Consider the following 12,570-nt stretch of genomic DNA (forward strand, 5'->3'; position numbering starts at 1 on the left):
TAAAAGTGAGTATTTTAAGTGCAAAAAATTTAGAAACGAGTTATGAAAAGCTTACAGTGTTTCGCGATTTAAATGTGGAAATACAAGAAGGAAAAGTAACGACAATTATAGGGCCAAACGGGTGCGGGAAATCAACACTGTTAAAAACAATGGGAAGAATTTTAAAGCAAAAGAGCGGTAAAGTATATTTGCAAGGACAGGATTTAAATACGATTCCAACAAAAGAAATTGCGAAGCAGTTAGCTTTACTCCCGCAAACTCCAATTGCACCAGGAGAACTTAAAGTGGAAGAATTAATTTCCTATGGACGCTATCCACATCGAAATAATGTAAATAAGTTAACTTCAAAAGATAAAGAGATGATTGATTGGGCATTAGATATAACGAAAACTTCTGAATTTCGAACGAGACAAATTGCAAATTTATCAGGCGGTCAAAGACAAAAGGTATGGCTAGCGATGGCTTTAGCACAAGAGACAGAAGTGTTACTACTAGATGAACCAACTACATATCTCGATATGTCTCATCAATTAGATGTATTACAAATTGTGGAGAAGTTAAATAAAGAACATAATTGTACGGTTGTTATGGTACTACATGATATTAACCATGCAGCAAGGTTTTCAGATGAAATTATTGCGATGAAGGAAGGGGAAATCGTTACAACTGGTAGCCCAGAAGAAATCATTACAAATGAAGTGTTAAAAGAAGTATTTCATATTGATGCGCGTGTCATGATTGATCCGTATAATGGGTCTCCTGTTTGTTTTGGATACGATAGTGTTGCACTTCAAGAAGAGAAAGTAGAGATATATGTAACGAGTTAAGAAGGGGGGAATATAAGATGAATACTACTATGGAAAAACAGCAGATTATAACATCTAATACGGAACAGTGGAAAATGTATTCGAAAATAGAAGGTAAGGAATATCAAATTCATATTTCAAAGCCGAGGCAGCCAGTACCAGAGTCAGGCTATCCTGTTATATACGTATTAGATGGCAATGCATTTTTTCAAACATTCCATGAAGCGGTTAAAATACAATCAGTTAGAGCGGGAAAAACAGGTGTTTCACCAGCCATTATAGTAGGTATTGGTTATCCAATTGAAGAGGCATTTTCAGGAGAAGAAAGATGTTATGATTTTACGCCAAGTGTAATTTCAAAAGATGCGCCTTTAAAACCAGATGGCAAACCGTGGCCTAAAACAGGAGGAGCACATAACTTCTTTACTTTTATGGAAGAAGAACTGAAACCTCAAATTGAAAATAATTATAAGATTGATAAAGGAAAGCAAACATTATTTGGGCATTCGTTAGGTGGCTTATTTGCTTTACATATATTATTTACAAACGTAAATGCCTTTCAAAATTATTTTATTAGTAGTCCATCAATCTGGTGGAATAACCAATCTGTGCTTGAAAAAGAAGCGAATCTTATAAATGAATTAAACAGTGCCAAGTTTCAAACGGGAGTGTTCCTTACAGTTGGGTCACTAGAACGGGAGCATATGGTTATAGGGGCAAATGAATTATCAGAGCGCCTTCTCCGAGTAGAACACGATCAGTTTCGATTTACGTTTTATGAAGCTGAAGGGGAGAATCACGCATCTGTTGTGCCGACTTCTTTAAGTAAAGGATTAAGATTTATTAGTTACGTATAAATTGAAATGAATATCTAAAAAAATGCAAACAAAAGGCTATGGGAAATTTTCCATAGCCTTTTGTTTGTGCAAGTAGAATTGTCCTTTTTGAACGTTTTGTTTCAACTTTTCGTCTAAAGAGACAAAAAGTTGTCACAATTCGGTCACAATTAGCATAAACATAAAATAGACGAAATGAACTTATTTCCAAAAAGGCTTGATTCATTCCATTCATGATTAGTAGAGCTGAAAAAGCATGGATTAAAAGTTCACTATATTCTCAAGGAGGTAGATCGTATGAAAACTATTCTTGCTATCGCTGGGCTTATTTGGGTTTTATCACATGGCATTCCAATTTATGAAGGAGAACAAATTCGCAGTGCTCTGAATAAAAATTTTAATGAATATCACGTTATTGATCGGCAAGATAATGTCGTGACAGTTCGTGTAAATGACTGTTTTCATACGGTAACCGTTGAAGGAACTTCAGTAGTGAATGATACAAAAGTATGTGATCAGCAATAATTATATATAGGAAGAAAAAAGCCTCAATTTACACGTGTGAAAATTGAGACTTTTATATTTGTGGATGAATAATAAGCGGGGATGGATAATCCCTGCTTATTATTGTTTTTTGAAAAAAAGGCAAGGGTATCATAATAATTGAGTCTGAGAAGCTAATAAGTTGTTAAGAATAAGCATAGAGCGGAAATATACTCATATGGGGTATCATACGTAGATAATTAATGCTATAATTGGTATACTCGTAAAAGCAATTGTTTTATTGGATGAAGAGAAACTTTAAGAAGGTGATAATTATGGATCATAAAGAGCATGAAGCAGTAACACATAGATCAGAAAAAGAAAAAGAACAGATTATAAATAGATTAAAGAGAATTGAAGGACAGGTCCGTGGTATTCAAAATATGATTGAAAATGATCGTTATTGCGTGGATATTTTAGTACAAATTTCAGCGATTAATGCAGCGATGAAAAAAGTAGGAATGGGTGTATTAAAAAACCATACAAGTCACTGTGTTTCAGGTGCTATTAAAGATGGCAATGGTGACGAAGCAATTGAAGAATTAATGACTGTATTTGAACGTTTTTCAAAAGCATAAAAACAAGCTAGTATGTAACTGGCTTGTTTTTTGTTTACCTTCATATAAGATTTCGGGGTATTGATGTGAAAAAGTGTATGTAAAATAAACTTTTAGAAAATAATTGAAAAATCATGATACAAAACCATTGATTACCTTAGGGGGGTATGGTAAGATGTAATTGTGATTAACAAACAATGAAGAAACAAGAGGAGGATTTTAAATGGAACAGTTAACATTAAAAGTTGAAGGTATGTCTTGTGGACATTGTGTAAATTCTATTGAAAGCAGTGTGAAAGAACTAAACGGTGTTGAACAAGTGAAGGTTCAATTAGCAGAAGGAACTGTTGAAGTTACTATCGACTCGTCTGCTGTAACACTAAAAGATATCGTTGCTGTAATTGAAGATCAAGGATACGATGTTCAATAATTATTTTTAGATATGGAAATAAATCGTACTTTATAGGAAGTACGATTTATTTTGTTAATAATTATACCTTATGAGGGTATATAGAGGTGAGAGACATGAATGAACAGAAAGAGGCTAATCTTCAAATATCAGGAATGACATGTGCGGCATGTGCAAATAGAATTGAAAAAGGTCTGAAAAAAGTAGAAGGTGTTCATGATGCAAATGTAAATTTTGCACTTGAAAAAACAAAAATAATGTATGATCCCCAAAAAACAAATCCGCAACAGTTTAAGGAAAAAGTTGAATCGTTAGGATATGGAATTGTAAGTGATAAAGCTGAGTTTACTGTTTCAGGGATGACATGCGCAGCATGTGCCAATAGAGTAGAAAAGCGTTTAAATAAGTTAGAAGGTGTGAACGGAGCGACAGTAAATTTCGCTTTGGAATCAGCTACAGTAGATTTTAACCCTGATGAAATTAATGTAAATGAAATGAAGAGTGCAATTACGAAATTAGGATATAAATTGGAAGTGAAATCAGATAAGCAAGATGGATCAACTGATCATCGCTTACAAGAAATTGAGCGACAAAAGAAGAAATTTATCATTTCATTTATTTTATCATTCCCGTTACTGTGGGCAATGGTAAGTCATTTCTCATTTACATCGTTTATTTATTTACCTGATATGCTTATGAACCCTTGGGTGCAGCTAGCTCTTGCAACTCCAGTTCAGTTTATCATTGGTGGGCAGTTTTATGTTGGAGCTTATAAAGCGTTACGAAATAAAAGTGCCAATATGGATGTTCTCGTGGCACTTGGAACGTCGGCAGCGTATTTTTACAGTGTGTATTTAAGTATTAGGTCGATTGGTTCTTCGGAACATATGACAGACTTGTATTTTGAAACGAGTGCAGTACTTATTACATTAATTATTTTAGGTAAATTATTTGAGGCGAAAGCAAAGGGACGCTCGTCAGAAGCAATTAAAAAATTAATGGGATTACAGGCGAAAACCGCTACTGTTGTACGAGATGGAACAGAAATTAAAATTTTAATCGAAGAAGTGATAGCTGGTGATATCGTTTATGTAAAACCTGGTGAAAAAATCCCGGTAGATGGAGAAATTGTAGAAGGAAAGTCAGCAATAGATGAATCGATGTTAACAGGTGAGAGTATTCCAGTTGATAAAACAATTGGGGATGTAGTAATCGGTTCTACAATAAATAAAAATGGATTTTTAAAAGTGAAAGCAACTAAGGTAGGAAGAGATACTGCATTAGCTCAAATTATTAAAGTAGTAGAAGAGGCGCAAGGTTCAAAAGCTCCTATTCAAAGGGTAGCTGATCAAATTTCAGGTATTTTCGTACCCGTTGTAGTTGTGATTGCTATTATCACATTTGCAGTGTGGATGCTATTTGTTACACCTGGTGATTTTGGCGGAGCACTTGAGAAAATGATAGCCGTACTTGTTATCGCTTGTCCATGTGCATTAGGTCTTGCGACACCTACATCTATTATGGCTGGATCAGGAAGATCAGCTGAGTATGGTATTTTATTTAAAGGTGGAGAGCATTTAGAAGCAACGCACAGATTAGATACAGTTATTCTAGATAAAACAGGTACTGTGACAAACGGGAAGCCTGTTTTAACAGATGTAATTGTAGCAGATGGATTCCATGAAGAAGAAATACTACGTTTAGTCGGTGCGGCAGAAAAAAATTCTGAACATCCACTTGCAGAAGCGATTGTAGAAGGAATTAAAGAAAAGAAAATTGATATCCCAAGTTCAGAAACGTTTGAAGCGATTCCAGGATTCGGTATCGAATCAGTTGTAGAAGGGAAACAATTATTAATTGGTACACGTCGATTAATGAAGAAATTCGATATTGATATTGAAGAAGTTTCTAAATCGATGGAAGAGCTAGAACGAGAAGGAAAAACAGCAATGCTTATTGCGATCAATAAAGAATATGCTGGTATAGTGGCCGTTGCAGATACTGTAAAAGATACTTCAAAAGCAGCTATCACAAGACTTAAGAAAATGGGTCTAGACGTTGTTATGATTACAGGAGATAACACACAAACTGCTCAGGCAATCGCTAAGCAAGTTGGTATTGATCACGTAATTGCAGAAGTATTACCAGAAGGAAAAGCAGAAGAAGTGAAAAAACTCCAAGCACAAGGTAAGAAAGTAGCAATGGTTGGAGATGGAATAAATGATGCTCCTGCTCTTGCTACGGCGGATATCGGTATGGCAATTGGAACAGGAACGGACGTAGCGATGGAAGCGGCAGATATTACGTTAATCCGTGGTGATTTAAATAGTATTGCTGATGCAATCTTTATGAGTAAGATGACGATAAGAAATATTAAGCAAAATTTATTCTGGGCACTAGCTTATAACGGATTAGGAATCCCGATTGCGGCGTTCGGCTTCTTAGCACCTTGGGTTGCAGGAGCGGCGATGGCATTTAGTTCTGTATCGGTCGTATTAAATGCATTACGATTGCAAAGAGTGAAATTGAAATAATAAAAATGTAAATCTATAGAATAATTGAATATGCTTTTAAACAAAAAAACAATACTTTGAAATAAGTATTGTTTTTTGTTTATATAGAAAGAAAAAAGATATAATAAAGCAGAAATATTGAATACTAGATGGTAGAAAAGTTAAATGATAGTTTAGTAAGGAGGTTCATATATGTTAAAAGATATGATCATTAGAACATTCCATAAAGAGGATTTAGAACAAGTATTACAGTTATTCTATGAAACAGTTCATACAATTAATGCAAAAGATTATAACGTGTTACAGCTACAGGCATGGGCACCAGATCGACTAGAGAGAGAAAGCTGGTTAAAGTCTTTAGAGAAGAATATTAGTTATGTAGCGGATCATAACGGTGTGATAGTGGGATTTGGGGATTATAATGATGATCATTACGTGGATCGCTTATTTACGCATAAAGATTATCAAGGAAAAGGGATAGCTTCCTACATACTACAGAAGTTAGAAAAAGAAGCAGTAAGCTTGGGTCATAGGGAGATATATACAGAGGCGAGTATTACAGCAAAACCTTTCTTTGAAAGTAACGGTTTTATTTGCATAAAGGAACAAAAGAAACAGCATAATGGTCAGATTTTTATTAATTATGTAATGAAAAAAATAGCCTTCTCATAAACGAGAAGGCTATTTTTCATTATTTTACAGCTTCTTTTAGTTCTTTACCAGCTTTGAAAGCAGGTACTTTAGAAGCTGCGATTTGCATTTCTTCACCAGTTTGTGGGTTACGGCCTGTACGAGCAGCTCTTTCGCGAACTTCGAATGTACCGAATCCGATAAGTTGTACTTTCTCACCAGCAGCTAAAGTGTTAGTGATTGATTCTACTACAGTTTGTAAAACTACAGTAGCTTCTTTTTGAGAAATCTCAGCATTTTGTGCTACGTTTTTAATTAATTCTGTTTTATTCATGTTTTTCACCTCATATGTAAATAATGCTATTTAAGTTGTTATTATAACGTATAAAACATTCGAGAACAAGTGTACGCACATATATTCGTAAAAAAAATGAAATTTGTAATATTTTTTAGAGCCACTGTATAGACAGTTCATTTAAGCGGATACAGATTTTTTCTTTAATTCGGCTTGCTCTTTATTGGAAGGGAGTTTCTTATTATATGATATGAAATAAGGTAAAGCCACAAATAACATACCTCCTACTAAGTTTCCGAAGAAAACAAAAATGAAGTTTGGAAAATATTCAATCCAAGTTAAATGACCGGCAAAAATTGCAGCTGGGATGACAAACATATTGGCTACAACGTGTTGAAATCCAATCGCAACAAAAGTCATAACTGGGAACCAAAGACCGATAATCTTCCCGATAAATTCTTTACTTCCCATACTGAGCCAAACAGCTAAACAAACGAGCCAATTACATCCGATTGCAGAAATGAAGGCTTGAAGTGGTGTATCTTGGAGTTTAGCTTGCGCAATAGAAACTGTTTTCGCTAAAAAAGCACCTTCTGTTAATCCAACGATATGACCGAAAAAATAAGCAACGAATACAGCACCTATGAAGTTGCTTAACGTAACAATAACTAAATTTTGAATGAAGTGAAATAAATCGATTTTTTTGTGAAGCCACGCCATTGAAACGGTCATCATATTGCCAGTTACTAACTCACCGCCTGCAAGAATAACGAGTATAAGACCGATAGGAAATACAGCAGCGCCTAGAAAACTAGTAAAGGATCCCCAAGACTTTGGCATTGTTCCAATAACATGAATATCGAGTAAATACCCTAATGCTATGAAAGCACCACCGAAAAAGCCGAGAATTAACATAGGAAGTAATGATAAATGAGCTTTTTTTCTTCCGGAATTAGCAGCAAGTTTCGTAATTTCTTCTGGTGTAAATACAGACATGAATAATCTCTCCTTAATAAAATGGTAGAATAAATAGAAGGAACATTTTTAAGAATCTATGTATTATAAAAATATGTTATGTCTTCTGTATAAAATTGTCAAAGTGAATGGGGATAGAATTGGATATAACTAACATTGTTCATATTGTCACATTAATGTAACAATAAGGCTTTAAAGTACTTCTAGAGGTGAGAACATGAATACGCATCATGTAAAAAAAGAACAAAAAAAATCAATCGTCAAGATATGTATAATCAGTTTCATAAGTATAGTAATGATTTCAATAAGTTTGTATTTCTATGCGACAGAAATAGAACGAAAACTAGTAACAGTTACGTGGAATGAAATAGAAGCTTCTACAATTCCTAAAGAGTTTAATAACAAAAAGATATTACAATTCTCAGATGTGCATTTAGGGCCAGAATTTACATTGAAACAACTAGAAAATTTGGTAGAGAAGATGAATACGTTACATCCAGATATAGTAGTTTTTACAGGGGATTTAATAGATAAGTTTGGATCGTATAAGGCAGAAAGAGAAGAAGCGCAAAGCATTTTGCAGAAAATACATGCGCCCTTAGGGAAATATGCAGTGTTTGGGAATCATGATAGGGGCGGGGGAGGTAGTTTATTTTATAAAAAGTATATGGAGGAAGCTGGTTTCTCTGTGTTAGTAAATGAAGTGCATAAAATTAATGCGGAAAATGGCAAATATATTACAATATCAGGTTTGGATGATTTTTTATTAGGGAAGCCGCAAATAGACGCGACTTTAAAACAAGTAAGGCAACAAGATTTTAATATGCTATTAGTACATGAGCCGGATGTTGTAGATAAAGTAGCTCGTTACCCAGTTGATTTTCAAATGTCAGGCCATAGTCACGGAGGACAAGTTCAAATTCCTTTTATAGGCCCATTAATTACTACAAAATTAGCTGAGAGCTATGTGGAAGGTATGTATGAATTAGAAGGGAAGAATAAGCCGTTACATTTATACGTAAATCGTGGTGTTGGGACAACTCGGATGCCTGTTAGATTTTGGAGTGTACCTGAACTTTCAGTATTTGTGTTAAAGCAAAATAGCAACTAGACTATTTTAGAGTAGTAACAGGACTTTCAGAGAAAGTTCTCTTTTTTATATTGGGTAAATACAGAATGTTATGTGATTTTTATTTAAAGTGTTAAAAAGGAAAGGGGAATTTCTATGGTAGAAACATGGCATAAAGAATTGGAAAGTTTATATAACGAAATGGTTTCGTGGCAAATTCCTTTTAAGTATTGTAAATAGTTATGTAGAGATGGAAAAGAATCTTTTCATCATGTAGAAGTGAAAAAGTAATTTATATAAATAAAAACAACAATAGGTTAAATAACCTATTGTTGTTTTTATTATTTTTGCAAGGGAATAGCATCAAAATATGTTCTATAGTTATTAGAGAATTCAAAGTTGTTTTTTGCATCCCAATTAATAGACCAAGACATTAGGCCGCGGAATGCAGGGTAGCCACTCTGATTTGAAAGTTTATACTTTCCTCCGAAAGGAATTCCTTTAATGATATAATCTAAAGCTTTTTTCATTTCAGTTGGAGAAATATATCCGCCACTTGGAGCGGCCGCTGGTGCTGCAGGAAGTCCAATCATGACTTGATCCGAACGAAGAGCTGGGAAAATGTTAGTTGCATTACCACCTACAGGAAAACCATGTAAGAGCATATCTACCATAGCGACTTCGTAGTCTGCAGTGCCTTGATTGTAGTTATTACCGTCCATTCCAATCCCGCTACCAGCGTTGTAGTGTTGAACGTGAATGTATGTTAGTTTGTCTTTTACTCCGTAAATAATCGGTAAATAAGCACCCCAGATGCTTCCGTATGCGCTATAACCACCTTGAACATAAGCTGTTTCAGGAGCCATGCTTAATAAAAAATCTGGACCGTAATGATCTGAGATTGTTCGAATAGCTGAGATAAGATTTACGATTTGAGGAGTAGTTGGGTTTTTAAAATTGGTGTCATTTCCGTTTAAGTAAATACCTGATTCAAGGTCAATATCTATTCCATCAAAACCGTATTTATCGATCAGAGATTGTAGGGAATTAATAAAACGTTGCTTAGCCGCATTGTCAGGAAGTAAAACGACCCCATTTTGTCCACCTATTGAAAGAACTATTTTCTTACCTTTACTTTTTAAATAAGAAATATCTGATTTAAACTCTGCATCTGTACCATACACAGGAGAAAATTCAACAGTGGAACGATCACCACCAGTTTCACCGAAAGATACATTGATTACATCCCATTTTGGTGAAACGTCCCTTAATTTAATAATACCAGTACCGTTATCGAAGTTATGCCAGTATCCAACGAGTAATTTTGATCCTAAATTGTTTGCAGCTTGTGCTTGGAAGGGAGCTAGCGGTAGCAGTAAGAAAATTACTAAAGTACAACAAATAAATTTGAACTTGTTTAACATATCAACACTCCTATACAAAAAGTTGTCTAGATGTATAATCTTGTTTATTTCATGATATCTGAAAATTTTAACTTTTGTAAGGTGACTATAATTTTCTCAACAATTGTGTATGGAAAATTATTAAACCTAATGTAATAATTTTTGGAGGAGGTCGAATTACAATTGTTAAATCCAGAATATTTTGATGTATTTTAAAGTATAGGACAAGATTTTTCGCATAATACTCTTACATAAAGTGAAACTTTAATTAGTGGGGGCTTTGTTCATCCCCCGCTGATTATCAGCCCTCACCAATCGGGCTTTTACGGGCAGTAGATTCCCACCTAACTTCTTTGCTTCCGCTGAATTTTGAGGTGGGGGTCTTAATGCCCGTTAATGCGGGGTAAATTTCAAAATTAAGTTTGGAAGGGGATGTACAAGAGTTGGATAAAAATCTTAAGAAAGACCTTAAAATACGCCACATTACAATGATCTCAATTGGTGGCGTAATAGGAGCAGGTTTGTTTGTTGGAAGTGGTGCAGTTGTGCATTCAGCAGGGCCAGGTTCTATCGTTTCATATGCATTAGCAGGACTTCTAGTTATTTTCGTTATGAGAATGCTAGGAGAAATGGCAGCTATTAACCCGACAAGTGGTTCATTTGCAACATATGCAAGGGAAGCAATTGGTCCATGGGCGGGTTATACAATTGGGTGGCTATATTGGTTTTTCTGGGTAATTGTAATTGCAATAGAAGCTACAGCAGGTGCTGGTATTATTCAATATTGGATTCCAGAAATCCCGCTCTGGTTATTAAGCTTAATATTAACGATTTTATTAACGTTGACGAATGTTTTCTCGGTGAAATCATTTGGAGAGTTTGAATATTGGTTTTCATTTATTAAAGTAATAAGTATTGTTTTGTTCCTTTGTCTTGGACTAGCTGTTATTTTAGGATTTGTACCAGGAACGGAAGCACCTGGCACTTCGAATTTAGTAGGGCAAGGAGGATTTATGCCAAATGGTATAAGTTCGGTGCTACTTGGAATTACCGTCGTTATATTTTCATTTATGGGATCTGAGATTGTTGCAGTAGCCGCTGGTGAATCTGCCGAACCTGTAAAAGCAGTAAAAACAGCAACAAATAGTGTAATTTGGCGTATTCTCGTATTTTTCATTGGATCAATCGCTGTAGTTGTTACACTCCTTCCGTGGAATTCAGCGAACATACTAAAAAGTCCGTTTGTAGCGGTACTGGAACATATAGGAATACCTGCGGCAGCGCAAATTATGAATTTTATCGTTTTAACAGCTGTACTTTCTTGTTTAAATTCGGGTTTATATACGAACTCAAGAATGCTTTTTTCGATGGCAGAAAGAGGAGATGCTCCAAAGGCATTTTTGAAATTGAATAGTAGTGGTGTTCCAGTTCGGGCGGTTTTATTTGGAACTTTCTTTGCTTACATTGGAGTTGTTTTTAGTTATATATCTCCAGATAAAGTATTTTTATTTTTAGTGAATGCATCTGGCGGGATTGCGTTACTCGTTTATCTCGTTATAGCGGTTTCTCATTTAAGGATTCGTAAAAAAATGGGGAAAGTCGAACAACAAAACTTGAAAGTGAGAATGTGGCTTTTTCCGTATGTAACGTATGTTACAATTGCTGCGATTATAGCAGTTTTAGTTGCCATGCTTGCAATTGAATCTTTACGTTCACAGGCGCTTTTAACGATGCTTGTTACTGTTCTTATAATAATTTCTTATTTTATTTTTAATAGAAATAAAAATAGTACAGTGTTGAATCCTAAAAGTAAGAATGAGGAATCTGTTCGATTCTAATTTCTTGTTTTAGAAGAGAGTTACACCCAATCATTGCTATAAAAGAATCATATATAATCATAGAAACAAGTAATTACTATTGTCATAGTGAATATAAACTTTTTTCTTGACTTTTTATACGAAGGCGAGCAAAATGGTAAAAAAGGAAGGGGGGATGACGATGGAAGAATACGTATTAGAGCTGTATAACTTGTTATATACGACAGAATGGCAAGATATTGTTTCGTTTCTAGGAATAATGTTTTGTATGAAAATTGTAATTGTATATATGGAAGAGCAAGGTATGTTCTATTCCTTCTCATCTCCGTTCGATGTGCAACGCGAGCCGTTGCCAAACTATGCCAAGGTAAATTACGAACAATTTCCTTTTGTGATTTTCTTTATGATTCGATTTATAACAGCAATTGTAAAGAAAAAGGAAAGTGACGATGAAGAGTACCACTCAACTTGTAATATAGCGACTGCTTTATAGGCTAAATACAAGGAGGAGATTTATATGTGGTTTCGATTTCTTATGATTGGTTTCTTTTCATTAACAGCAATTTCTTTAATGGGATATCAAGTGTCTGAAATTTATCAAGCATATAGCAATATGTTTTTTAACAAAAACTAATTACATTGCTATTTAAATAATAAAGCGATAAAATCCTTCTTAAGAAGTTTTATTAAGAAGGATTTTTTTCTTTGCTCTGTCTT

At 34.6% G+C, this 12,570-nt stretch carries 13 protein-coding genes; 10 read left to right on the forward strand and 3 right to left on the reverse strand.

Annotated elements, in window-relative coordinates; all coding sequences use genetic code 11:
• Nucleotides 1–5: 5 nt before the first annotated feature.
• The 7 genes from QCI46_RS09005 (at nt 6) to QCI46_RS09035 (ending at nt 6,336) form a co-directional block, all read left to right on the forward strand.
• Entirely contained in the window at nt 6–827 is an 822-nt protein-coding gene (locus QCI46_RS09005) for an ABC transporter ATP-binding protein (RefSeq protein WP_046956533.1), read from the forward strand.
• A gap of 17 nt (nt 828–844) precedes the next feature.
• A complete protein-coding gene (locus QCI46_RS09010) occupies nt 845–1,663 on the forward strand; it encodes an alpha/beta hydrolase (RefSeq protein ID WP_327958714.1) in 819 nt (272 codons plus the stop codon).
• A 276-nt stretch (nt 1,664–1,939) separates the two neighbouring features.
• Nucleotides 1,940–2,167: a hypothetical protein gene (locus QCI46_RS09015; RefSeq protein ID WP_000849106.1), complete on the forward strand. Its 228-nt coding sequence runs from the start codon at nt 1,940–1,942 to the stop codon at nt 2,165–2,167.
• 293 nt (nt 2,168–2,460) lie between these two features.
• On the forward strand, nt 2,461–2,763 hold the full coding sequence (locus QCI46_RS09020; RefSeq protein WP_000349636.1) for a metal-sensing transcriptional repressor: 303 nt from the start codon (nt 2,461–2,463) through the stop codon (nt 2,761–2,763).
• A gap of 202 nt (nt 2,764–2,965) precedes the next feature.
• Nucleotides 2,966–3,172: a copper chaperone CopZ gene (gene copZ / locus QCI46_RS09025; RefSeq protein WP_002014669.1), complete on the forward strand. Its 207-nt coding sequence runs from the start codon at nt 2,966–2,968 to the stop codon at nt 3,170–3,172.
• 95 nt (nt 3,173–3,267) lie between these two features.
• Entirely contained in the window at nt 3,268–5,685 is a 2,418-nt protein-coding gene (locus QCI46_RS09030) for a heavy metal translocating P-type ATPase (RefSeq protein ID WP_353839994.1), read from the forward strand.
• Nucleotides 5,686–5,856: 171 nt separating this feature from the next.
• Nucleotides 5,857–6,336 carry a GNAT family N-acetyltransferase gene (locus tag QCI46_RS09035; protein WP_353839995.1) on the forward strand — a complete coding sequence of 160 codons (480 nt, stop codon included), beginning with the start codon at nt 5,857–5,859 and terminating at the stop codon, nt 6,334–6,336.
• Between the two features lie 19 nt (nt 6,337–6,355).
• Here QCI46_RS09035 and QCI46_RS09040 read toward each other — a convergent pair whose 3' ends face one another.
• On the reverse strand, nt 6,356–6,628 hold the full coding sequence (locus QCI46_RS09040; RefSeq protein ID WP_001043902.1) for an HU family DNA-binding protein: 273 nt from the start codon (nt 6,626–6,628) through the stop codon (nt 6,356–6,358).
• Between the two features lie 141 nt (nt 6,629–6,769).
• Nucleotides 6,770–7,585, reverse strand: coding sequence for a formate/nitrite transporter family protein (locus tag QCI46_RS09045; protein ID WP_353839996.1), 816 nt, complete (start codon nt 7,583–7,585; stop codon nt 6,770–6,772).
• 196 nt (nt 7,586–7,781) lie between these two features.
• On the opposite strand from QCI46_RS09045, the gene QCI46_RS09050 reads away from it, so the two are divergent.
• Nucleotides 7,782–8,675 carry a metallophosphoesterase gene (locus tag QCI46_RS09050; protein ID WP_353839997.1) on the forward strand — a complete coding sequence of 298 codons (894 nt, stop codon included), beginning with the start codon at nt 7,782–7,784 and terminating at the stop codon, nt 8,673–8,675.
• Between the two features lie 299 nt (nt 8,676–8,974).
• Here the strand turns inward: QCI46_RS09050 and QCI46_RS09055 are convergent, their stop codons facing one another.
• Nucleotides 8,975–10,057: a chitinase gene (locus QCI46_RS09055; RefSeq protein WP_353839998.1), complete on the reverse strand. Its 1,083-nt coding sequence runs from the start codon at nt 10,055–10,057 to the stop codon at nt 8,975–8,977.
• Nucleotides 10,058–10,479: 422 nt separating this feature from the next.
• Between QCI46_RS09055 and gabP the strand changes: the two genes are divergently transcribed.
• Both gabP and QCI46_RS09065 read left to right on the forward strand, forming a co-directional pair.
• On the forward strand, nt 10,480–11,874 hold the full coding sequence (gene gabP, locus QCI46_RS09060) for a GABA permease (protein WP_353839999.1): 1,395 nt from the start codon (nt 10,480–10,482) through the stop codon (nt 11,872–11,874).
• Between the two features lie 133 nt (nt 11,875–12,007).
• Nucleotides 12,008–12,346 (forward strand): hypothetical protein, encoded by a 339-nt coding sequence (locus QCI46_RS09065; RefSeq protein WP_137051028.1) that lies wholly within the window; start codon nt 12,008–12,010, stop codon nt 12,344–12,346.
• The last annotated feature ends 224 nt before the right edge of the window (nt 12,347–12,570 follow it).

The sequence above is a fragment of the Bacillus cereus group sp. RP32 genome (assembly GCF_040459735.1).
Taxonomy (GTDB): Bacteria; Bacillota; Bacilli; order Bacillales; family Bacillaceae_G; genus Bacillus_A; species Bacillus_A wiedmannii.

Bases quoted from the DNA above. Each gene is read 5' to 3' on its own strand.
- QCI46_RS09010 (WP_327958714.1), top strand. From the start codon at position 845: ATGAATACTACTATGGAAAAACAGCAGATTATAACATCTAATACGGAA.
- QCI46_RS09055 (WP_353839998.1), bottom strand. From the start codon at position 10,057: ATGTTAAACAAGTTCAAATTTATTTGTTGTACTTTAGTAATTTTCTTA.
- QCI46_RS09020 (WP_000349636.1), top strand. From the start codon at position 2,461: ATGGATCATAAAGAGCATGAAGCAGTAACACATAGATCAGAAAAAGAA.
- QCI46_RS09015 (WP_000849106.1), top strand. From the start codon at position 1,940: ATGAAAACTATTCTTGCTATCGCTGGGCTTATTTGGGTTTTATCACAT.
- QCI46_RS09045 (WP_353839996.1), bottom strand. From the start codon at position 7,585: ATGTCTGTATTTACACCAGAAGAAATTACGAAACTTGCTGCTAATTCC.
- QCI46_RS09050 (WP_353839997.1), top strand. From the start codon at position 7,782: ATGAATACGCATCATGTAAAAAAAGAACAAAAAAAATCAATCGTCAAG.
- QCI46_RS09030 (WP_353839994.1), top strand. From the start codon at position 3,268: ATGAATGAACAGAAAGAGGCTAATCTTCAAATATCAGGAATGACATGT.
- QCI46_RS09035 (WP_353839995.1), top strand. From the start codon at position 5,857: ATGTTAAAAGATATGATCATTAGAACATTCCATAAAGAGGATTTAGAA.
- QCI46_RS09065 (WP_137051028.1), top strand. From the start codon at position 12,008: ATGGTAAAAAAGGAAGGGGGGATGACGATGGAAGAATACGTATTAGAG.
- copZ (WP_002014669.1), top strand. From the start codon at position 2,966: ATGGAACAGTTAACATTAAAAGTTGAAGGTATGTCTTGTGGACATTGT.
- QCI46_RS09040 (WP_001043902.1), bottom strand. From the start codon at position 6,628: ATGAATAAAACAGAATTAATTAAAAACGTAGCACAAAATGCTGAGATT.